Genomic DNA, 23282 nt, shown 5'->3' with positions numbered 1-23282 from the left:
ATACTTTAAATTCAATAAGCACACTATATTATTCCTATAATGTAACTTTTTATCATTATCAATGATTAACCCAAAAACTCCACACACCAATATTCTTATTTAATCAACAATAACCCTCCCATGTAATGGCTGAATTGGGCGATTATTATCATGGTGCATGATCGAGTGGAATTTTTCGATTTGTTCTGCTGAAGCTTGGGATTGTTGTTGTAACACGATCCATCTTACCCCTTCTGTACATGGAGGTGTTGTTAACGATCCGCTAAAACGGTAATAATTCAATTCCTTTGGGAATAACGCCTTAATATCAACGGCGTTTGCTAAAATGGCGCTTTTTCCTGATTCTGTCGGCATTTGTTGCCATGCTTTTGCTAATTCTAAATTAGCCTCACCTTTATTAAACATTAATGCGATTACGGCCAATTCATTATCTTTGTTTTTATAAACAAAGTGTGCTGCCATTGGGAAATATTTGCCTTTAATGGTGTTTTCACGCGGTGTATGGAAATGAAATTGTTGTAATGTGAATATTTCATCGTCTATTTCTAATTGGTTATTTCCGGAAACATCGATCTCAATAGTATGGCCGTTGTTAATAATATTTTGCTGACCGGCTTCAAAAGTAAGTTTAAGCTTGCTATGTTCTGTTTTTAATACATGATCAATATTGATTGGCGATTGATTTTTACCATTTTCACAAGTTGAATATTCCGGTGAAAGTTTTCCCCAGTTTTCTGGTTTTTCCTGTCCTTCATACCCCCAATGTGGGTGATGTTCTGCTGCGGCGCAAGATAAGCTTGCTAGCATAAACATTGCGATAATTGCGTTACGTTTCATGTTTGCCTTCAATGAGAATTAAATTTCAGTGTATAAATTTTATACCTCATTTATAAAGATGTCTCAATAAAATATATTTTTTTGCCTCGAAATCTAAATAAAAAGCCTTGAACATACTTCTTGTATTATTCCCGCTAATTTTCAATAAATTAAGTGTGATTGATAGTGCAGATATTCTTATTTTATTTCATCAAAATGAGCAAGTCTTATCAAAATATCAAAATTGTAGATGAAAATAATACTGGAAAAATGTATGGCTAAACCCAAAAGGTAAATAGTTTTAGCTTGATGCATGTATTTATGAAGTAAAGATTCAATTAAAAATGAAATACCGAGTTAATAATCACCCTAGCTCTCCTATTAAGGATGAAACCACCGATCATTTTATTGTAATAGTGAGAATGAGGAATGATTCAGCTAGAAAATATTTATTATTTTATGATAATGCTATTGGAAATAAAAACGTAGGTGCCTTCAATGAAAATAAATTGTATTTTATATGCAAAAAATATAAAGTTGAAGGTGTAGCTAATAAAAGAAATACTTATTTTTCACCAACCGGATATAAAAAAATATATAGTATCCCAAATAAGAAAATCTAAAAGAAAATGAAAATAATAGCTCTCTGTTTACTTGTTCCCTTTATCGCTAATTGCAGCAAAGGAAATGTGTCTAACGCCATTAAAAAAAATATAGAATCAGAAGAAGTAAACTTCATTCTTAGTAATTCCCTCACCCTAATAAATGGTGAAAAAATCTCATTATCAAATATATATGCTATACCTAACAATATAGATTCTATACAAGTGGATAATGTGCAATTTGAAGCAACATTATCTGATTATTGTGGGAAAGGAAACTATATATATGATGAAGAAAAAATGGATGGTTTTTTACCTAAAAAACTCAAATTTATCCTTTATTATCAATATAAAAAAAATAATACAGAACCCACTGCATTTAACTTTAAACAAGATAATGCAAATCTTTACTTAACCGTTACTAACCATGAAATAATTACAAAATATTGTAGTAAAACAAATATACGAACACGAAATAACGCATTTTTATTAAAGGTTTATTCAAACGGAGCTAGATATAATTTACTGGCGATTAATGATATAAAAAGTATCGATGAAATATGATACTTAATAAGATGGATAACGTGATGAAAAATAAAATAAGTTACTTTTTTATTATAGTATTACTATGTAGTTGTAGTAATAAACAATCAAGTAACGAAAATTCGGAAGTTGGTTTCATTAATGAAAAAAAGAATATAAATGAAACAGCTAATACAAAGTCACCCATTATTAAAGATAATTTCGGAAATACTTATATTTTAGATATTTTCAATGTTTTTTCACAGAAATTAATTTTGCAATCCGAAGTTTTTTTTATAGATTATCTAAATACCTATGATCAAGTATTTGAAATTTCTTTGATAAATAAATTGGATTATGTCATTGTCGAAATACAAAACAGAATTGGTGTTAGCGCCTATGAGCTATTTATTCGAGAAAGAAATAATAAGTTGGAAATTTTCAAACAAACTGGTTGGGATCGTATATCTTATAAATTTGAAATAGCAAAAGATGATTATGATAATACAAATGCAAATTTGATCTGCTTAAGTCAAGAGATAAAACCAATAAATGGCATCATAAAAATCCCTGATGATTTAAATTTTACCATTGAAAATACAAAAGACTGCTTTGCCTGCCCACAACAATATACTACTGAAGAGTGTTTACAAAAAAAACAGTCGGGTGAAAAATTTAATTGGAAAGAATAAGAGGAAAGAGATATCACATATTTCTAATCCATGTAATGAATTAAATGAGAAACACATCATCAAAACAACCACAAAAATGTTTACTGGATAATGTTGTTCTTATTCATTGCTATGCTTTTAAGTCTGAAAATATTTTACTTAAAAGCTGAACTAGCAAAAAATAATAGTCACGTTTTTCTTTTTGGCATAGTCTAATACTTTTTGGAAAACTCCTTTCATATTTTGAACTTGAAGGAAAATTTCTTCTGAAAGTTCTGCTCCGTTTAGTTTTGCGTTGGAATATTTTGCAGTATTATCAATATAATTTTTCACGGTTTTCTCCATTACTTTCCCTAACGGTGGAATTTTCGGTTTATTACTTCTTTATTGGGTAATAATCTAGTCCTTTTATATTATTATTTTTTAAAAGTTGATATAGCTTTTGCGATACAAAGACTTCTTTATAATTTGCATGACCGGAACCAAAATTTTCTTGAGATACAAAAAAATCAAAATTTCCAGGATGATTTTCAAAAGACGGAAAAAATCCTTTATTGTTTAAATGAAACCTAGTAATTTCCCACTCTGGGATATGTGTTTTCTCATCTATATTATTATCATTTATATTTAATTTAGATGAGGATATTCCTTGTGGTAACAATTGAACTACTGTAACTAGAGGTTTTTGATTACCATACCCAATTACACTTTTGCTTTGTATATTTAGTGGTTTAAATATATTTTCATAAATTGAAGGTGTAGTAAAAAATGTATCTTCAAGCCAATATATTGTTCCTATACCTTTTTTATTCCATTTAGGTTCGCTTAATAATGAGATACTTCCAATTTGCTTTCCTCTAATAATTCCAAAATTTTCACTTTTTTTGTTATTTCAAATACGTTATTTAAATAAGGAAAAACATTAAAAGGAAATTTTTCCAATTCATCATTTCCATCTAAGTCTTCTGGTTGAGGATATCCCAATATTTTACTAGATTTAATTGATAAATAATCGGCATTAATTCTTTCGTTTTCTGAAAATTCTGTTTTGGCAACAGTAACATAGTTTTTATAATTGCTTCCGAATATGGATTGAAGTTGCTCGTTCATTTCGTCATTTTCATAGAATGTAAAAGCATCACATCCCACATCGACATAAATATTTATATTTTTTAATTTACGAACTTCTTTTAAGGAAAAATTTTAAAAAAATCGATATTTTATTTTCATATTGATTAAATCCATGTATCAATTTCATCCTGTAATTTTTTGTCTAATACTGCCATAATTTTTATCTCTTTTTTATTTTAGCGGAGGTTTGTAGGTATATTTGTTACTACTTCTTGTATTCTAAATAAAACTCTTGATAAATTTTATCTTCTTGTCCAAAACAATGACCTTCTGATTTTGTAAAAGCAATAGAAAAAGATTCAAAAGCTTCATCATATTTTTTTTCCTCATATTCAATTTTACCTTTCATTAAAAAAAATTCACCTGGATGTTGTTTTTGGATATCATCTAGTTTTTTTAACGTCATTAACCATTTTTTAGCTTCTGAAAAATTAATATTATATTTTATGAAAAATGTAATCATTGTTTTTGCTATTCTATAACTTTCTTCCCATTGACTTTTAGGTTCAGGTAATAGATCCCACTTTTCATATTGAAATTTGATAAATTCTGAATAGTGTTTCTTTTGTATGCTATCTCTTGCTTTTAAAACTAATGTATTAATTTTACTTTGTAGTTCTTCCGGTAATTCTATACTTGCCATATTTTATCTCTGTTTTTATTTTAGCGGAGGTTTATACGTTTCGTTTAGCTTTCCACCCCTGCTGCGGTTAATTTTATAATATTCTAATTCATAATTATTACTATCAAGCATCCATTCGCGTACTTCTTTGCTTTTGGGGCCAAATTTTCGTCCTTCTCTGTTCCACCAACTTACGGCATCTTCTATATGAGACATATCCGCATCTTTTATATTTCTCCACTTATTAGAATGTTTATCCCAAAATTCTTTAATTCGCTGATTTCCTGCCTTTCTAATCCTTGCATCATCCTTTCAAATACCTCCCTGCCGATTTTGCTGTTTTTACCGGGTAAGCGAGTTTGCCGACAAAGTAGGTATGCCAATCTTCAACTTCAAAATTATAGACTTTTTTCTTAGTATAAAGAAAATTTTGTCCTTTTACACAATACCATTTTTTATTTTTGGTTTGTATGTGGTATTGTTTGGTAAGGTCGGCGGCGTCTTTCCAGCCTTCTTTGGTGTAAAAAGGGGGGGCGGCGGTGGTTTCAATGGTTTCGTGCTGCGACCAAACCAGATCGCCCTCGCGAATTTGTTCCATTTTTCTAATGCCTTACTGCGTGTGAATAGGCGTTCCGACAACTTTGGCAGAGTTTTCCGGTTTAAACTCTGGTGTTCAAAATCATTATGATCATGAACATTGGGGATTTAATATAGATTTTATACATACTACTATTTAATTAGGAAAATAATGAAGACGATAGCTATACTTTTACTCATTAGCTTTTTGACTTCTTGTGCTTATACGCATAAAGAGGAAAAAACAAGCATAAACTCTAGCAAAGTCATTGTGTTAGACCATGATCCTGTTTTAATTCAGTTAGGCAGTAAAAAATTAGCATTAAAAGGATTAAACCCTGAAGACTTTTCACTGGTACAAAAAGGTAAGACGCTTTTTATCATTAAAAAGCTGTATCTGGGTATAGATGATCTCCAAATAGAATTTATAGATAACAAGGATCAAGATTTCCTATTAACTGGTGAAATAGAATATGCGGTTTCTCAAAACTTAATTGATGATATTGATAGGGGAAATGTATTTTTACCATTTTCTTTTAAAGAAGATATACTGCTACATAACAATAAAGGTAAATTTATTTTATCAACAGCGATTAAAACTACACCACAGCTAGAAGCCATTTGCCATGAAAGATATTTTGATGAGATCCGAAAAGAGTCTTATTTGGTTCAAAAACAGTTCTATCAGAATGAAATAATCGATAACCCAGAAAAATATAAGGATTGTTGCCCTGAGTATATTGAATATGCAAAAAAGTTTTTATCTAAAAAAGAGCGTGATTTTCACTCATTACAAAGCCTGTTTGTTGAATTTACCTATAAAAAAATAAAGTTAAACATGGGTGATGGTTATCATATCGTCTTTAATAATATTAGTGATTTTGTTCCTGAATAAAAATGAGTGATTATGCGGATTGTATTAGTTTAACTAAATAGAAATAAAATACATACCGTATATAATATTCATTTATCTATTTATAACTTTCGAGAAATCCCTAATATCTATGCATAAAATAATTATTTTACTTACATTGACTCTATGGTTGGGTTGTTCGTATGGGCAACCGATAATAACTTATACACCTGCCACTCCCGACACAGCAAAAGATTTGTCAGGTGCACTTATATCACCACCATTAGGGCAGCGGGCAATACTCCATAAAGCAAAAAACGAAGATTCAATTGCAGAGTTGTACAATAATTTTGTTCATAGATATGGAAGTAGGGATAGCTTTTGTTCCTTACTTGGTTGTGAGGAAACCGTAAATTATAATCCTAAACTTTTTAAAATAGAATATTCAGATTCTGATGAGGTTTTTAGCAGATATAATTTATATAAAGAAGAAGCGATACCTTTTATTATTTCATTCAAATACCTCAAAAAAGGCGATAAAATCTTAAAATTAGCAATACAAAAATCAGAATCTAACAGTTATCTAAATCTATCTATATATCTGTTATCCTTAAAAAATGGAGTACAGGTTGATTCTAGAAGAATTTATTATAATCGCTCAGGAGAAATGGGTTTTACAGATGGTAAAATTTTTTATATAGATGAAAACCTGATCATTTCCACCCGAGACTATTCCTTTACTGAGGACGGAATAACACAAACACCGTTTTATCAATATCAACTAAATGACGAAGGCAAATTTATTCGTTACTATCCTAAAAATGGTAACTATAAAGATAATCAAGAGCAAGGTTTAGTTAAAAACCATACTCGCGAAGGTTTATGGATTGAGAAGAAAGTAAACCATTTAATTGGTACTTCATATTTTGAAGCCGAATATAAAAATGGGTTAATACAGGGTGAAGGCAAGTTTTATAAATTAGAATATAAGTTAAAAGACGGCTCTATTCCCTATTATGTTCCCTATTCTTCTGCTAAAAAAGGCAAACTTTTGTACACAGAAACCTATAAAGACGGTGAGCTTGTCGAACGCAAATTTGTGGATAAACAAATTGATGAATTGAATTAAAGGTTGTGTAGTAAACAAACGATTATTATGCTTATCACTCTCATAATTATGAACGGTGGTAAGTAAACCGATATAAATGAGTAAATTAAAAAGAATAATCATTCAAAACTAATCATTATAATGGCGTTAGTTTTTTTGAAATTTAATAACAAGAGTCCGATAACAAAAGATATGTAACTAGAGTGTTTTTTATGATGATATCCCTAAATAATAAATTGATTATCACTACTCTATTAAGCCTTTTTTTATTCAGCTGTAATCCCGATAAACAAGGAAATATGAAATGGATAGCCAAATACGATTTTAATCAATTATACCAATTAACCGACCAAGCAACTGTCTTAGATCCGATGTCTGCTTTTCGTTTTGAAGATTTTATAGCCCCCAATGAAAACACCATTATTTTGATTGGAAATAAAGATCTTAATGCCTTTGATTCAAGCCAAAGAGGGTATCAAGCAGTAATACATGTATCGAAAGATCGGGGCAAAAGTTATCAAGAGTTATCGCTTCCCGAACAAGAGATGAGATGGATTTATCCCAGCAATGATTATTCATTAATAAAAGCTCAAAGTAGATTACCAGACAACAGTAAAAAAAATTCCATGTATCTTTTAGATAACAACAGTTTAAAAATCGTTAAAATAGATGAATATGATTCTGAAGCTGATATCTCTTATTATAATTTTAATGGAAAATATGCCGTGTATTCCCATAACAAGGCATTAAAACTGGTTAATTTATTGAATCGAGAGGAACAGTATCCTTTACCCTACGAATTAAACAACCGTTCTTTTTGGGTTACTGCTGATGATACATTACTTATTCTAGATGCCAAACAAGTCATTCGCTACGACCCGAAAAATAATACAAAAACCGTCATACAGCAATTACATAATAATTATGATGTGCTGACTTATAAGGATGGTGAATATTTTTTTACTAAATTCAATGAAAATAAGTCTAAAGGTGGAGGTTCTTATTATAATAATAAAGAAGAGCTTTTATATACTTTCGAAAAAGGGGATAGAAGCCGATATTATCGCTATAAAAATTTTGTATGCGACTATAAACTTATTTCATCCCTTTATCCTATTTTCCGATATTCTTATGACTATGGACAAACTTGGTTTGAACAAAAGTTTACAGGCTTTTTTTCAGCCTCTTATCCAATTGGATTTTATAAAGATAAATTCATCATTTTTCATGCATCATTCCATGATAAACCAGATCCTGAAGATCGAGGGGGACGAATTTTAATCGGTGAGTTTGAAAAATAAAAAAATCTTATGGGAACAAGTAAAAGAGATTTACCTTTTTATCCGAAAAATATATCTAAATACATGCAGAAATCGAAAATAAAATGAAAATAATAGCTCTCTGTTTACTTGTTCCTTTTATCGCTAATTGCAGCAAAGGAAATGTGTCTAACGCCATTAAAACAAATATAGAATCAAAAGATGAAAACTTCATTCTTAGTCATTCCCTTACCTTAATAGATGGTGAAAAAATCTCATTATCAAATATATATACCATACCTAACAATATAGATTCTATACAAGTGGATAATGTGCAATTTGAAGCAACATTGTCTGATTATTGTGGGAAAGGAAACTATATATATGATGAAGAAAAAATGGATGGTTTTTTATCTAAAAAAATCGAATTTATCCTTTATTATCAATATAAAAAGACTAATACAGAACCCACTGCATTTAACTTTAAACAAGATAATACAAATCTTTACTTAACCGTTACTAACCATGAAATAATTACAAAATATTGTAGTAAAACAAATATACGAACACGAAATACCGCATTTTTATTAAAGGTTTATTCAAACGGAGCTAGATATAATTTACTGGCTATTAATGATGTAAAACCTATTGAATAAATATTAAAACAAAAGAATAATGAGGTGAAAAATTTATTTGGCAAGTATAACCGATAATTGAAAAAGAAGACTAAACCAATGAAATATATTTTAACAATATTAAGCTTTTTAGTTATAGGATGTGTAAATAGTAACATTCAAGGTATTTATTCATTATCTAATAACAGAGTTTGTCACGAACCATTGAAAATAGAATTAACAAATAGTGAAACTAATAATCTAAAAAAGTTTTCAATAAACTTTATAGAAAAAAAAAGCAACGCACAAGAATTCAGTCATATGAAAAAAATTTATGACCCAATGATTGAAAAAAATGATAAAAGATTTATAAAGACAGAAACATACTTAAAAGTGAACAATAAAACCTATATAAATAATTTGAACGATAACGAATCCATGAAAATTTATGACTATTATGGTTATTGGAAACCCTTGAATAAGGATATTATTAAAGTTTCATATTATGAAGATAGTGAGGTTAAAATTCAGGATAACAAAAATAATACAATTACTTTACAAGGAATACCCTATATAAATAAGGCCCAAACGCATTTTACTACCTTTTACATAGATTATGAACAATCAAAATCCATTATAGATTTATATGAGATTGAAAATAATCATATCAAGCATATTTCTTGTTTCGAAACAGAAAAATGGATTATTTGGGATTTGGCTTGGAATGACAATATTTTATACATAAAAGTAACTGATACTATTTGGAACGAAAAAGGTTTTTATAGCACTGATTATAAATATAAAAAATTAATTATTGAAAAAATCAACTAACTTCTTGATAAAAATTAGAACGCAAATTTGTGGATAAACAAATTGATGAATTGAATTAAAGGTTGTGTAGTAAACAAACGATTATTATGCTTATCACTCTCATAATTATGAACAGTGGTAAGTAAACCGATATAAATGAGTAAATTAAAAAGAATAATCATTCAAAACTAATCTTTATAATGGCTGTTGGTTTTATTTGAAATTTAATAACAAGAGTCCGATAACAAAAGATATGTAACTAGAGTGTTTTTTATGATGATATCCCTAAATAATAAATTGATTATCACTACTCTATTAAGCCTTTTTTTATTCAGCTGTAACCCCGATAAACAAGGAAATATGAAATGGATAGCCAAATACGATTTTAATCAATTATACCAATTAACCGACCAAGCAACTGTCTTAGACCCGATGTCTGCTTTTCGTTTTGAAGATTTTATAGCCCCCAATGAAAACACCATTATTTTGATTGGAAATAAAGATCTTAATGCCTTTGATTCAAGCCAAAGAGGGTATCAAGCAGTAATACATGTATCGAAAGATCGGGGCAAAAGTTATCAAGAATTATTGCTACCCGAACAAGAGATGAAATGGATTGATACCAGTAATGATTATTCATTAGTAGAAGCTCAAAATAGATTACCCGATAACAGTAAAAAAATTTCCCAATATCTTTTAGATCATAAGAGTCTAAAAGTGGTTAAAATAGATGAGTATTTATCTGCCGATGATATCGATTATAAAAAATTCAACGGTAAATATGTCATATATTCCAATCGAGGCAATTTAAAACTGATTAATTTATTGAATCGAGAAGAAGAATACCCCTTGCCTGACGACTTAAACAATCAGCCATTTTATTTAACCGCACATGGTAACATTCTAACTTTACAAAAAAATCAGATCATTAGTTATGACCCTAAAACCCAAAACCAGCAAATCATCAAAAGTTTCAAAAATAACTATGATGTCTTACTATATCAAGATGACACTTTTATTTTGGGTAAAGCTAACCTGTTAAAAACGTCTGCAACTTTTTATAATGAAGAGGAAAAAGAGTTATATACACTTGATTCAAAAAATGTGAACTTTTACCGATATAAAAATTTTGTATGCGACTATAAACTTTTATCATCTATTAACCCGTCAATTCGATATTCATATGACTATGGACAAACTTGGAATAAGTATGAGTTAAAAGGTATGTTTGCTACTTCTAGACCTGTCGGATTTTATAAAGATAAATTTATCATTTTACGTGCATCATTCCATGATAAACCAGATCCTGAAGATCGAGGGGGACGAATTTTAATCGGTGAGTTTGAAAAATAGGACAATGTTAAACACGCTTAGTATAATATAATTATTTTTGATTTAATTTATCTATTAATCATATATTTTATTGGTATCATGAGCAATTAATGAAATGTAAAAGTCCCCAATGGTTTAGAAGAAAGAAAGAAGTTTACAGAAATATTAAAAGGTATAATGAAATATAATGAGTGTATTAATAAAAAATAAAGGAATCTTTTTTATTCTAATAATGATATTAACTTTTTCTTGTCAAGGACAAGTTAAAAATGTTTATAGTAAACAAAAGATTCAAGATGAGAGCGAAGCTGATATTATTAAAAATAATATTTTTCATATTCAATTTGATAATGCAGGGGAACTCCATAAAAATTTAGTATCGGATCAACAGTATGATCATTTTATAATTCAAATAGAACAAGGAAATATAAAATTTAAAGAAAACTATAAATTATTAATTAGTAACTATGGTGATAGAAATGATCTAACATTTACTTTGACAAAAGTAAGTAAAAAAGAATATACCTTAGAAATTATACAAGAAACCAGACATTTAACGGTTGATAAATTCATCTTTGAAAAGGATAAAAACAACTTATTAGAATTAATATCCATGGAACAAATCCAATCAGGAAATACTATTCAAATCTGTAAATATAGTATGTCAAGAAAGAAAGGAAATGAAATTAATTTAATCATAAATTCAATTGATGATCCTAAATGTTTCAACGTCAAAAATAAATAATATTAAAAGTTAGATACATAAACAAAAAATAAGTCTACAACCCAAAATGGAAAAAGGAGCAACCTCGCCGGACAATAAACAATCACAACCCAATCAACCCGAAAACAAGGTATTACAACCTCAAACCGATTCCTATTCAGCCAACCCCAATCAAATTGTCTATGATTTGTTACATTAATCTGATTTTCATATTAATGTAGCGGATGCCTATTTTGCAAAAAAATAAATGCCGCGAATAAACCTAATGAATATACCTATTTAAAATTAAATCAAGCCTCTTGGGGTGACAAAATTTATCTGGTTGCCAAATGTTACGGTACTCCCCGAAAAGGTAAATTAGTGCTCAGTCTTAGGGAAATTGAAAATACCGATACTACCCAAAACCTGTATTCAAATAACCCGGTTCCTTTTTAGTCAATGGAGAAGAAAAAACAGAAATAGAATACACAGTAGAGGGCTCCATTACCTATACCAAGGAAATAGTAAAAACGTTGTTAAAGTTGCCAATAATAAAGAAGCGATCTATTTTCGCTGTGATATAGCTAATAACAACAAAGCGGATTATTTTATTTCTATTCATGCAGATGGCTTAACCAATTTTACTTCCGGCGCGCATGTTATCTATTATGAAGGAGATAAAAAAGGGCTAGAATTAGCTAATGATATTTTTAGTTGTTATACTGTTGTCAGTATAGGAAAGAAACACCCTGATGCTAGAAATAATGTAGGAGTTCTTGGGGGAAAAATCAAACGAAAGATAAAGTTTTAATAGAGCTTGGTTATATTACACACCCTAAAGATGCAAAAGTATTTAGGACAATATGGACTTAATAGCAGAGCAACTTGCTCAAGGGTTAGAAATCAACATTGATAAACATTTTTAAGAATAAAATGAAAAAATTACTAATAGTGTCTATTTTTTTTGTTGGCATTTTGGCATGTGTTCAACGCATTGAAGAAAAAAAGATTTCCGAAGCTCCCCCTTCAAATTCAGTACGAATTAAAGAATCCAATACACCGGAGGGTTTTCTACGGTATGAATATTATATCAATGGCAATAAAGCAGCGGATTATATAAAAACTTACTATGCTAAAGGCGGTCAATTAGAATCTGTGTATTATATGTCATCATATAAACCAGACGGCATTTCTGCTCAAGGATTTTACCCAAATGGAAAACTAAAATTCATCCGCTATGTAAGAGATGAAGTTAAAAAAGGAGATGTATTATATGTTATTTATTATCCTAATGGACAAATAAATCTTATAGAAACAATAGTTACTGACTCTTTAGAATTACCCAAACTCACTACTATTTACTTTGAAAATGGCGTTAAGCAATATGAAGGGTTTATGGATATGTATAATGCTACCACAATACCTGTAGGATTATGGAAAACATACGATGAAAAAGGCGATTTAATCGAAACCACCTATTATCATCCTGATGAATTAGGCAAAGACTATAAAATCGTAACTCAATATAAGAATGGAAAAGTTGTTTCAAAGAAAATTTACAATTTTGATGATTTATATGAGACTGAGTTAAAAGAGCTTTTCACCATACCGAATAATACTTATTCAGTAAATATTTATAGTGAGTTGCCCTATACGAACGAGCTTTCTTTTGGTAAAGAAGAACTGATATCAACACATTTTCCTAAGAAATGGACAACCCAATTTTGGCAAGAAAAAGTTGAAAGGAATAACAGTAGGATACAACGTAATTATGATTCAGTAATTTTTTATTTGAGTAAATATTCAAATGATTATTTATATCCAGAATTATATTTAAACCCTCAATTAACAATTCTTAAAGACAGATTTTATGAATCTGAAATGAGTAATCTTTACTATGATAAACTACAACATTTTTTTGATAAAAATATTAAAAAAGATAATTATCTTTCACCAGTAAGCAAAATAAATATTAATGATAAAAATCTAAATCTATTTCTATTAACATCTTCTCATACAACACTTAAAGACAAGCCAGTTTATAATAGTGAATACGAGCCTTATAATTATTCTAGAATGGATTTAATCACAACAGATAGTACTAACACTATCGATAAATTAAATGTTTATTATTCTTTATCATGGGTAATTAATGGTTATAGAAAATTATTTTTTATAGATAAGAACAATATTATTCATATTAAATATTTTGAAGAAGATGAAGAGGATACGCATTTTATCCGTTATGAAAAATTCCAAATTTCGCCTGAAGGCAAATTTATTCGATATTACGACCAAAACGGATTTTTCCAAAATGAAGAAGAGCAAGGATTAGTCGAAAACCATACCCGTGAAGGTTTGTGGGTTGAGAAGAAGCCAAATGGTTATTATACTTACCTTTATACTTACCTTGAAGCAAATTACCAAAAAGGGTTACCGATTGGAATTTGGAAGTTTTATAAATTAGATTACCAAGAGATGCCAGAAGGATCTGTTGAGCTATCTTCTGCTAAAAAAGGCAAACTTTTGTACACAGAAACCTATAAAGACGGTGAGCTTATCGAACGAAAATTTGTGGATAATGAAATTGATGAAATGAAGTAATGATAGTATTTTAAACTGCTTTTTATTTTGCCTATCACCCTCATAATTATGAACGGTGATAAGTAAACAATAAATTAAAAAATATAAATAATTACTTAATCATCCTATAATGGAAAACTAAAGCCTTCATACAGAAAATATAAAATCTTCTAAAGATCAACCCAAACGAGTAGATTCTTATTCAGCCAATCCTAACCAAATTGTTTCTGATGTGTTACATCAATTTGATTTTGACATTATTGATTTATAAACAAATAGAGATGTATAGATATGAGATGAAGTGGAAAGTTGGCTCCTCCAACTGGACTTGAACCAGTGACATACGGATTAACAGTCCGCCGTTCTACCGACTGAACTATGGAGGAACACTTGACGGACAGAATATTAACTATCTATGACGATTATGTCAATCTATAAAACACTAATTAAGTTTAACTGCTCAGCTTGTAAGCAAATCGCGTGAATACTATGCTAAAATAGTACAGATTAACAAGTAGAGTAAAATTTATGAAAAAGAATATTTGTGTTTTTTGTGGTGCTAGTGAAGGGAATCGTCCAGAGTATCGTACAGCGGCTATGCAATTAGGCAAGGTTATTGCCAATCAAAATAGACGATTAATCTATGGCGGAGGCAATAAAGGATTAATGGGCATAATTGCTAATTCCGTTTTAGATCATGGTGGTGAGGTTATTGGCATCATTCCAGAAAAATTAGTCAAAGCCGAAACTGCACACCTTGGTATTACTCGATTAGAAGTTGTTGAAAATATGCATCAACGTAAAGCAAGACTAACTGAACTTGCCGATGGATTTATTGCAATGCCAGGGGGAACGGGCACGTTAGAAGAGCTTTTTGAAGTTTGGACAGGGATGCAAATTGGTTATCATGAAAAACCCGTCGCACTATTTAATAGCCAATTTTGGCAACCTTTACTGAACTTTTTAAAGCACGCAGTACTAGAGGGATTTATTCGAGAAAGTTTTTATCAAACATTAATTATCTCAGATACTGCTGATTCAATGTTAGAAAAAATGGACAGTTTTATACCAAAAGACTTACAACGCTGGGTAAAAAAATAATTTAATATAAAAAAAACGCCATCAATTGATGGCGTTTTTAGTTGCATAATTATTATGCGATAGCTGTTGTTTGTGATTCAGGTTTCTTAATCAATGCGTAAGCAACACCTGCAATTACAGAGCCTGCAACGATTGATAATATATATCCACCAACAGGTTTAACTACGCCAGGGATTGCTAATGCAAATAAACCACCATGTGGCGTCATTAACGTTGAACCAAATGCTAATGCCATACCACCAGTGATTGCACCACCAACAATACAACAAGGGATAACACGTAACGGATCACGCGCTGCAAAAGGAATTGCCCCTTCAGAGATAAAGCATAGACCTAAAACTAAAGATGCTTTACCACTTTCTTGTTCTGCTTTAGCAAATTTTTTACGAGCGATTAAAGTAGCTAATCCCATCGCTAATGGAGGAACCATTCCCCCCGCCATAACTGCAGCCATAGGTGCATAAACTTGTGAAGAAATCATACCAGTACCAAAAGCATAAGCAACTTTATTAATTGGTCCACCCATATCAGTACACATCATACCGCCTAATAATGCACCTAACATAACAGCATTAGCACCATTCATGGTATTTAGCCATACAGTAATAATTTTCATTAACCATGCGATTGGCGTACCAACAACAAATTGCATAACAAGACCAGTAATTAAAGTTGCAAGTAAAGGCACAATTAATATTGGTTTCAATGCTTCCATACTTTTTGGTAATGGTAAGTATTTTGTAATAGCTAATGCGACATAACCTGCAAAATAACCAATGATAATACCACCTAAGAATCCTGCACCAGTTGAAACTGCAAGTAAACCACCAACTAGGCCAGGAGCAAGCCCTGGTCTATCAGCAATTGAGTAAGCAATATAACCAGCAAGCAATGGAACCATTAACGAGAAGGCTAAACCACCAATTTGAGCTAAATGAGGTTCACCAACAAGCTCATTTACAAGAGTTTGTTTAACAACTTGTACGCCATTTTCAAGTACAGTAACTGTTTTTAATACTTCTTGGAACTGACCAAAAGCAAAAGAAAGCGCAATGATCAAACCACCTGCAACCACCATTGGCAACATGTAAGACACACCTGTTAGTAGATGTTGATAAAAGCCTTTCTTTTCATTGCTTGATGTTGCAACAGAAGTAGAACCAGACGGTTGATAAATTGTTGCTTCTTCAAATGCTTTATCTAATTCCTGAGCGGTCTTTTTAAGAGCTGGACCAGTTTTGGTACGATAAAGTTTTTTACCAGCAAATTTGCTTAAATCAACATCAATATCACATGCAGCTATAACTACATCAGCAGAAGCAATCTCTTCTGGTGTTAATTCATTTCCAACACCAACAGAACCACGAGTTTCTACTTTACACCACCAACCACGTTTTTTCGCTTCTTCTTCAATCGCTTCAGCTGCCATAAATGTATGAGCAACACCTGTTGGACAAGCAGTTACCGCAACAATACGTTTTTGTCCACTGTTTGCCACAGAAGTGCTAGTATCACCAGTCGATTGTTCATAAACAGTTGCTTTACTTTGTGCATCATTTAAGATTTTTTTAGGATCAGCAAAAACATCATTTATATCATTAACAACATAAACTTTTTTGCCAATAACTGATTTGTCACTAATATTACCACTACCAACCGAAATGATAGTATCGGCTGATGTTGCATTATCAACAATTTTAAAATTTAAAGAATTAGCAGCTAACGCTAATTCCGCTTTAGCTAATCGCCCATTAACTGGGCCTGAATTGCTACCTTCAACAATGTATATATTCATGAATACTCCTATCCAGCGATTATTTCAATTTTTTCCGACATGTTGGTAACCGCTTGACGGTCTGACACACCAACACCAGCTTGTTCAACAGATAAAGCGGCAACACTTGATGCAAATACTAGGGTGTCTTTGATTGATTTATTATTTAATAAACCATACATTAACCCACCGACCATTGAATCACCAGCACCAACAGTGCTAACCACTTTACATTTAGGTGGTTTGGCTAACCATGCTTCACGTTTAGTTACCCACAAAGCACCTTTGCTGCCAAGTGAAATTACTACGTTTTCTACCCCACCATCGATAAGTTCCATGGCTGCTGTTTTAATTTCTGATAATGTAGATAGTTTTCTGCCTACCCACATTTCCAGTTCTTTATCATTTGGTTTAATTAACCAAGGGTTGGCCTTAAGCCCTGCTACTAAAGCATCACGGCTACTATCAAAGACCACTTTAGGACAAATTGCTTTAACTTGTTTCATCCATTCTGTGAATTTTTCCAGTGATACTCCAGCAGGTAAACTACCACTAATGGCAACCATATCTATCTCTTTCAACCATTCTAAAGAATTGGAAACGAAAGTTTGCCAATCTTGATCGTTAATCGTGAAACCTGAAAAATTTAGGTCAGTGACTTCACTATTTTCTTCAGTGAGTTTAACGTTAATTCGGGTTCGACCATCAACGGTCTGGAATTTATCATCAACATTTAGAGATTTAAAAAGTAAATTAAAACCATCACGATTCTCTTTACCTAAAAAACCACCCACGGTTAATTTAATACCAAGATCAGATAATACTTTGGCAACATTGATACCTTTACCCGCAGCAAGCAAAGCGTTAGTTTGAACTAAGTTAACATCACCAAGCTCAACTTTTGGACAAAAACCTAATAAATCATAAGCAGGATTTAAAGTGATCGTTGCAACACGATAAGTCATGATTAAGCACCCTCTCCTAAACCACTTTCAATTGCTTTACCGATTGCATCTAATACTTGTTCTGCATCATTACCAACAGCAGTAAATTGTAAACGGCTACCTTTTTTCGCACCTAGCGCAACAATTTTCATTAAACTAGTTGCACTAACTGGCTCGTTTTTACCATCTAGATTAGCTACCGTCACTTTGCTATTGAACTCTTTAACTAATTTGACAAGAACTGATGATGGACGAGTGTGTAAGCCATTTTCATTTGGAATAACAAATACTCGGCTTAATTCTTCACCATTAGCACCACTGTTTGATGAATCATTAACATTTTCTGGTGTTTCAGATGATACAGAATGATCCCCTGAAAGGAGTAGATTATTAAAATCATCACTTTTTGCAGAAATTAATAATGCTAATTTTTGGTTATAAACTAATGATGCAATGTTATTTACGATAGCTGTAACTGAATCATCAACAGCTGAAATAGTAATAAGAAGCTTAACTGGTTTGCCATCTTGATTAAGATCATTCACAGTACGGCTAATAGCAATCGCATTTTTTAAATTGCCTTCGCGACTGTCACTTAACCATACCCCATTACCTAAATAACTTGGTTTATTATCAAGTACGTTCGTAATAAAGCTGACATTAACCGCATCGTGTTGTTTTAAACGTGAAGCATTTAAAGCTTGTAATGTAGTTAAGCTATCAGCTTGTATATCCAATAATAATGAGGATTCATCTATTACAAATTGACTATCTTCTACGCTTTCTTTGCCAGTTAAAATAGCTAAAGCTTCATCGGCAGTTTGGATTTTTTTGATTCGCTCTTCAACGCCATCAGCACCAAGGACATGAGTTAATTGACGAAGTAATTCTAAATGCTCATCAGAACTCGCAGCGATACCAATAGCTAGATAAGCTTTTTCGCCATCATCACCCCACTCTACGCCTTGAGGAAAACAAAAAACTTGAACCCCAGTTTTTTTAACTAAGTGGCGAGTTTTAGGTGTGCCATGAGGTATAGCAATACCAATACCTAAATAAGTTGCAGCTTGACTTTCACGTTCAAGCATACCATCAACGTAGCCTTCTTCAACATAACCAGCGCTAGTTAATGCGGCTGCAATCTTTTTAATTGCCTCACTTTTGTTGGTTGCTTGTTCATTTAAATGGATATCTTCTTTAACTAAATGAAACATATAATAAATACCTCTGGGTTATAATATTGGATGTACTAAAAACAACTCAGCAATCCCATAATCGTTATTGAATCATGATTGAATCGTTTCAGCGATAATGAATATAAACGTCCTAATTATCAAATAAATTATATCTATTAATTCCTAAAATGTGATCTAGATCAGCTTTTTGAGTAAATCTTTTTAGCTCTATGACGATTTAATTTGACTTTTTAGCAATTTTTCTCGACTCAGGCTACCTCGATAAATTAAACGTCGCGGTATGACTGTTGTTCCTGGTTGATAGTTCTTTTTATGCAAACTATTTAATAATAATTCAATGGTTACTTCTGATACTGATTTATGATCTTGAGATAACGCAATCAATTTACACGGTAAAAAATCGAGTAACTCATTATCACCAAAGGTGGCAATTGTTAGATTATCCGGTAAACGACCAAACTTTTTCAGAATTGCATCAATGGTGCCTTGTAATAAAGAAAAAGAAGTGGAAAAAATGCCGTTTGGTAAATCATTATTTGCCAACCATTGACTAAAAGTAACCTCTGCATCGCGACGACTATAATTATTTGCACACAAAAAATCAACTTTATTGCTATGATTTAGAGCAACTTCCTTAAAACCCTCCATTCGTAGCTGGCTAACAGACAAGTTAGGTAATGCACCAATATAAGCGACTGTTCCATCAACAAATTGATTAAAAGCTTGAGCTAGCATTTTAGAATCTTCTTTGTCAGATCCAACAACATTCCTAAATTCAGATGTTGAGAGTGTTCTGTCTAATGCAAACAAAGGAGTATCACTATTTTGCCAACCGTTGTAAAACGCATAATCAGAATCATTAACAAACGATGAAGAAATGACTAAAGCATCTACACGGCGTTGTTTTAAATGTTTTACACACTCTTTTTCAATTTCCGGATTATCTTCAGAACAAGAAAGCAATAATTGATAGCCTTCTTTTCTTAACAACTGCTCTAAGTAACTTGCAATTCGGGTATAACTTATATTTTCAAAGTCTGGAATGATGATACCAATAGTACGTGTTTTCCCCGCTCTTAGACCTGCTGCTACAGCATTGGGTTGGTAATTATATTCTTTCACTACTGCCATCACTTTAGCAATGGTTTTATCACTAACTCGGTAGTGTTTAGCCTTACCATTTATTACATAGCTGGCTGTCGTTCTTGAAACGCCAGCTAACAGTGCAATTTGTTCTAATTTCATGAATATATCTCAATAAAAAAATTCATCAGTTATTTAAACTGAACACAAATTAAATGTAAACAGAACTTATCATTTAAACTTAACGAATTATAAGAAAAAAAGGATTTAGTGTGAATCTAAACCCTTTTAGTTAAAAAATCTTTTATTAATAATAAATAGCAATGTTTTGGTTATGGATCGTTTCTATTTTTACTGGCGTATCAAATATATCTTCTAAAATAGTTGAATTCATAATTTCTTTTGGACTACCTTGATAGACAAGTTGGCCATCTTTCATGGCTAAAATATAATCAGAATAAACTGAGGCAAAATTGATATCATGGATAACAATAACAATCGTTTTACCGAGTTCATCGGCCGCTCGGCGTAACTGTTTCATCATCGAAACTGCGTGTTTCATATCAAGATTGTTTAGCGGTTCATCAAGCAAAACATACTCAGTATCTTGACAAAGCACCATAGCAACATAAGCACGTTGTCGTTGCCCGCCAGAAAGTTCATCTAAAAACCGATCTTTATACTCAGTTAAATTTAAAAATTCCAGTGATCGATGGATATGTGCTAAGTCATCTTTATTTAATCGCCCTTTTGAATAAGGATAACGTCCAAATCCTACTAATTCAAAAACAGTTAATCTGCTAGTAAAACGGTTTTCTTGCCTCAATACCGATAAGTAGGTGGCAAGTTTGTCACTTGGCGTATTAACCACGTCCATACTTTGTATTTTTACTTGTCCTTCATCAGCCAGTAATAAACGACTAATAATTGATAATAATGTCGATTTACCTGCACCATTAGGACCTATGATAGCTGTCACTCCACCTTGTGATATGGTCGCATTCACATTTTTTAATACAGATATGGTTTGATATTTTTTACTAATATTATCAATTTCTATCACATTGGAACCTTTTTCAATAATAAGAAGATAAACAGCGAACCACCAATAAACTCAATTACAATAGATAATGCACCAACCATGTTTAAAACATGCTCTAAAAACATTTGCCCACCAACAAGGAAAATAATTCCTAATAAAAATGCGGTTGGCAATAAAAAGCGATGTTGGCTGGAACCACTAATACTGTACGCTAAATTTGCAATAAGTAAGCCTAAAAACGTAAATGGACCAACTAATGCGGTCGATATTGACACTAATACCGAAACTAATAATAAAATAATGGTGACACTTTTTTGATAATCGATACCAAGATTAATCGCATTATCACGACCTAATGCTAGTACATCAAACCGAAAACGCATTCGCCATAAAAATAGACCAATTATGCTGGAAATAACTAATGAAAAGACAATTAGTACGGGTTCAGTTCGAGTAAATGTTGCAAAAATTCGACTTTGTAATACAGCAAATTCAGTTGGTGTCATTAGGCGTTGTAATAAATTGGAAAAACTACGGAACAGCGTTCCTAGAATAATCCCAATTAATAAAACTAAATGAAGATTTTGTTTAAGTTTGTTAAATAATCCTCGATACAAAAATAGAGAAAATAAAATTAACAGTAATGACTCGAAGATAAATTTACCGACAATACCAATATAAGGGATACCTTGAGCATCAATAAAAAATATTACTACTGTTTGAATCAACACAAACAGTGATTCAAACCCCATTATTGAAGGTGTTAAAATTCGATTATTCGTAACAGTTTGGAAAAGTAATGTTGACGTTGCCGCCGAAAAAGCAACTAAAATCATCGTTAATACAATCCAAGTCCGGTGTGTCAAAATGTAGCTGATATTGCCTTTTAAATTAAATGTCATGAAAAAAACAACACAAAGCACGGCAATACCAAGTAATAACCATACTGTTTTTCGGCTAGAAATATGGCGTTTTTGATTAACTAGCATGACGTTTTTTACTCAACAATACTAAAAAAATAATAGCCCCTACTACACCAAGAATGGCACTGGCTGGTATTTCAAATGGATAACGGATAACGCGTCCAATAATATCACATAGCAAGACAAGCCCACTGCCTAATAAACAGATCCAAGGAATCGTTTTTCTAACATTATCACCAAATAATAAACTGACAATATTGGGAACAATCAGTCCTAAAAATGGCAATACACCAACCACCACAACGACTATTCCGCCTATCAAAGCGATAACAACAAGGCCAGTTAACATGACTCGATTATAATTAAGCCCAACATTAACCGAAAAGTCTCTACCTAAACCAGCAACCGTGAACCGATCTGCACTCCAACAAGCGAGTAGAGTAATACCTCCGACTAACCATAATAACTCATAACGGCCTTGCAATATTCCGGAAAAATCTCCTGACTCCCAACCTCCAAGTGATTGTAATAGGTCAAAATACATCGCAAAAAAAGTACAAATGGCACTAATTACCGCACCTAGCATAATCCCAATAAGAGGGACCATCAGGGCAGATTTAAAAACAATTTTGCGAGAAATGAACATAAATAACATTGTGCCCGCCATAGCAAATAAGCTGGCAACCACCATTTTCATCATCACACTTGCACCAGGTGCAAGCACTATCATCACTAATAAACCAAGGCTAGCCGACTGAGTTGTACCTACTAACGAAGGTTCCACAAATCGATTTTGGGTAAGGAGTTGCATAATTAAACCAGCAACGCTCATGGCGCTGCCAGCTAATAATAATGCCACTGTTCTAGGTACTCGACTAACAAAAAAGATCTGTCGCATATTACTGTCAGACCATAAATCAGCTAACGTAACGTGCCCAGCACCAATAAAAAGGCTTAATGCAGCCATTGCGAATAAAAAAACAATGCCTGCAATAAAGTAAACCGTTTTAGACATGA

27 protein-coding genes and 1 tRNA gene are annotated in these 23282 nt (G+C 31.7%); 13 read left to right on the top strand and 15 right to left on the bottom strand.

The window, feature by feature from the left end:
- Nucleotides 1-99: 99 nt before the first annotated feature.
- Nucleotides 100-837, bottom strand: coding sequence for a carbonic anhydrase (locus J3U27_RS02805; protein WP_267376789.1), 738 nt, complete (start codon nt 835-837; stop codon nt 100-102).
- A 323-nt stretch (nt 838-1160) separates the two neighbouring features.
- Between J3U27_RS02805 and J3U27_RS02800 the strand changes: the two genes are divergently transcribed.
- The 3 genes from J3U27_RS02800 to J3U27_RS02790 are packed head-to-tail and all read left to right on the top strand — an operon-like array spanning nt 1161 to nt 2632.
- Entirely contained in the window at nt 1161-1439 is a 279-nt protein-coding gene (locus tag J3U27_RS02800) for a hypothetical protein (RefSeq protein ID WP_065735141.1), read from the top strand.
- A gap of 6 nt (nt 1440-1445) precedes the next feature.
- Complete coding sequence (locus J3U27_RS02795) at nt 1446-1982, top strand: hypothetical protein (protein WP_267330414.1); 537 nt, start codon at nt 1446-1448, stop codon at nt 1980-1982.
- Between the two features lie 23 nt (nt 1983-2005).
- On the top strand, nt 2006-2632 hold the full coding sequence (locus tag J3U27_RS02790; protein WP_267376787.1) for a hypothetical protein: 627 nt from the start codon (nt 2006-2008) through the stop codon (nt 2630-2632).
- Between the two features lie 150 nt (nt 2633-2782).
- On the opposite strand, the gene J3U27_RS02785 is transcribed toward J3U27_RS02790, so the two are convergent.
- The 6 genes from J3U27_RS02785 to J3U27_RS02760 all read right to left on the bottom strand — a co-directional run bounded on the left by J3U27_RS02785 (nt 2783) and on the right by J3U27_RS02760 (nt 4962).
- A complete protein-coding gene (locus J3U27_RS02785) occupies nt 2783-2956 on the bottom strand; it encodes a hypothetical protein (protein WP_267337119.1) in 174 nt (57 codons plus the stop codon).
- Nucleotides 2957-2987: 31 nt separating this feature from the next.
- Nucleotides 2988-3272 (bottom strand): hypothetical protein, encoded by a 285-nt coding sequence (locus J3U27_RS02780; RefSeq protein ID WP_267330411.1) that lies wholly within the window; start codon nt 3270-3272, stop codon nt 2988-2990.
- Nucleotides 3273-3436: 164 nt separating this feature from the next.
- On the bottom strand, nt 3437-3721 hold the full coding sequence (locus J3U27_RS02775; protein WP_267338804.1) for a hypothetical protein: 285 nt from the start codon (nt 3719-3721) through the stop codon (nt 3437-3439).
- 226 nt (nt 3722-3947) lie between these two features.
- Nucleotides 3948-4385 carry a hypothetical protein gene (locus tag J3U27_RS02770; RefSeq protein ID WP_267330409.1) on the bottom strand — a complete coding sequence of 146 codons (438 nt, stop codon included), beginning with the start codon at nt 4383-4385 and terminating at the stop codon, nt 3948-3950.
- Nucleotides 4386-4400: 15 nt separating this feature from the next.
- Nucleotides 4401-4580, bottom strand: coding sequence for a hypothetical protein (locus J3U27_RS02765; protein WP_416379934.1), 180 nt, complete (start codon nt 4578-4580; stop codon nt 4401-4403).
- Nucleotides 4581-4668: 88 nt separating this feature from the next.
- Nucleotides 4669-4962, bottom strand: a complete 294-nt coding sequence (locus J3U27_RS02760) for a polymorphic toxin-type HINT domain-containing protein (RefSeq protein WP_267330408.1) — start codon at nt 4960-4962, stop codon at nt 4669-4671.
- Between the two features lie 150 nt (nt 4963-5112).
- Here J3U27_RS02760 and J3U27_RS02755 point away from each other — a divergent pair, with 150 nt between their 5' ends.
- The 9 genes from J3U27_RS02755 (at nt 5113) to J3U27_RS02715 (ending at nt 14223) form a co-directional block, all read left to right on the top strand.
- A complete protein-coding gene (locus J3U27_RS02755) occupies nt 5113-5835 on the top strand; it encodes a hypothetical protein (RefSeq protein ID WP_267357114.1) in 723 nt (240 codons plus the stop codon).
- Nucleotides 5836-5944: 109 nt separating this feature from the next.
- Nucleotides 5945-6922 (top strand): hypothetical protein, encoded by a 978-nt coding sequence (locus J3U27_RS02750; RefSeq protein ID WP_267337124.1) that lies wholly within the window; start codon nt 5945-5947, stop codon nt 6920-6922.
- A gap of 278 nt (nt 6923-7200) precedes the next feature.
- Nucleotides 7201-8202, top strand: coding sequence for a hypothetical protein (locus J3U27_RS02745; RefSeq protein WP_267376785.1), 1002 nt, complete (start codon nt 7201-7203; stop codon nt 8200-8202).
- 83 nt (nt 8203-8285) lie between these two features.
- Entirely contained in the window at nt 8286-8816 is a 531-nt protein-coding gene (locus tag J3U27_RS02740; protein ID WP_267343160.1) for a hypothetical protein, read from the top strand.
- A 78-nt stretch (nt 8817-8894) separates the two neighbouring features.
- Nucleotides 8895-9605, top strand: coding sequence for a hypothetical protein (locus tag J3U27_RS02735; RefSeq protein WP_267343158.1), 711 nt, complete (start codon nt 8895-8897; stop codon nt 9603-9605).
- A 339-nt stretch (nt 9606-9944) separates the two neighbouring features.
- On the top strand, nt 9945-10937 hold the full coding sequence (locus J3U27_RS02730) for a hypothetical protein (protein WP_267376783.1): 993 nt from the start codon (nt 9945-9947) through the stop codon (nt 10935-10937).
- 166 nt (nt 10938-11103) lie between these two features.
- Nucleotides 11104-11661 (top strand): hypothetical protein, encoded by a 558-nt coding sequence (locus J3U27_RS02725; RefSeq protein WP_267338797.1) that lies wholly within the window; start codon nt 11104-11106, stop codon nt 11659-11661.
- A 358-nt stretch (nt 11662-12019) separates the two neighbouring features.
- Nucleotides 12020-12430 carry an N-acetylmuramoyl-L-alanine amidase gene (locus tag J3U27_RS02720; RefSeq protein WP_267362376.1) on the top strand — a complete coding sequence of 137 codons (411 nt, stop codon included), beginning with the start codon at nt 12020-12022 and terminating at the stop codon, nt 12428-12430.
- Nucleotides 12431-12552: 122 nt separating this feature from the next.
- Nucleotides 12553-14223 carry a toxin-antitoxin system YwqK family antitoxin gene (locus tag J3U27_RS02715; protein ID WP_267376781.1) on the top strand — a complete coding sequence of 557 codons (1671 nt, stop codon included), beginning with the start codon at nt 12553-12555 and terminating at the stop codon, nt 14221-14223.
- 289 nt (nt 14224-14512) lie between these two features.
- Here the strand turns inward: J3U27_RS02715 and J3U27_RS02710 are convergent.
- Nucleotides 14513-14588: transfer RNA gene (locus tag J3U27_RS02710), tRNA-Asn, on the bottom strand.
- A gap of 142 nt (nt 14589-14730) precedes the next feature.
- Between J3U27_RS02710 and J3U27_RS02705 the strand changes: the two genes are divergently transcribed.
- Entirely contained in the window at nt 14731-15303 is a 573-nt protein-coding gene (locus tag J3U27_RS02705) for a TIGR00730 family Rossman fold protein (RefSeq protein ID WP_267338795.1), read from the top strand.
- Between the two features lie 52 nt (nt 15304-15355).
- On the opposite strand, the gene fruA is transcribed toward J3U27_RS02705, so the two are convergent.
- The 7 genes from fruA to J3U27_RS02670 form a co-directional block, all read right to left on the bottom strand.
- Nucleotides 15356-17098, bottom strand: a complete 1743-nt coding sequence (gene fruA / locus J3U27_RS02700) for a PTS fructose transporter subunit IIBC (protein ID WP_267337132.1) — start codon at nt 17096-17098, stop codon at nt 15356-15358.
- An 8-nt stretch (nt 17099-17106) separates the two neighbouring features.
- Entirely contained in the window at nt 17107-18042 is a 936-nt protein-coding gene (gene fruK / locus J3U27_RS02695) for a 1-phosphofructokinase (protein ID WP_065563702.1), read from the bottom strand.
- A gap of 2 nt (nt 18043-18044) precedes the next feature.
- Entirely contained in the window at nt 18045-19235 is a 1191-nt protein-coding gene (gene fruB, locus J3U27_RS02690; RefSeq protein ID WP_267376779.1) for a fused PTS fructose transporter subunit IIA/HPr protein, read from the bottom strand.
- Between the two features lie 189 nt (nt 19236-19424).
- Nucleotides 19425-20462, bottom strand: a complete 1038-nt coding sequence (gene cra / locus J3U27_RS02685) for a catabolite repressor/activator (protein ID WP_220225632.1) — start codon at nt 20460-20462, stop codon at nt 19425-19427.
- Nucleotides 20463-20607: 145 nt separating this feature from the next.
- Nucleotides 20608-21363 (bottom strand): ABC transporter ATP-binding protein, encoded by a 756-nt coding sequence (locus tag J3U27_RS02680; protein ID WP_267330397.1) that lies wholly within the window; start codon nt 21361-21363, stop codon nt 20608-20610.
- Complete coding sequence (locus J3U27_RS02675) at nt 21360-22331, bottom strand: iron chelate uptake ABC transporter family permease subunit (RefSeq protein WP_267376777.1); 972 nt, start codon at nt 22329-22331, stop codon at nt 21360-21362. Before J3U27_RS02675 ends, J3U27_RS02680 begins: the two co-directional genes overlap by 4 nt.
- The gene (locus tag J3U27_RS02670) at nt 22321-23280 is read right to left on the bottom strand and encodes an ABC transporter permease (protein ID WP_267376775.1); all 960 of its coding nucleotides are present in this window, start codon (nt 23278-23280) and stop codon (nt 22321-22323) included. The genes J3U27_RS02675 and J3U27_RS02670 overlap by 11 nt, the downstream gene beginning before the upstream one ends.
- Between the last annotated feature and the right edge of the window lie 2 nt (nt 23281-23282).

Source organism: Gilliamella sp. B2911 (assembly GCF_026536965.1).
Classification (GTDB): Bacteria; Pseudomonadota; Gammaproteobacteria; order Enterobacterales; family Orbaceae; genus Gilliamella; species Gilliamella apicola_E.
Note: the sequence above shows the minus strand (reverse complement) of the source record. Positions and strands in the feature narration are given on the sequence as shown.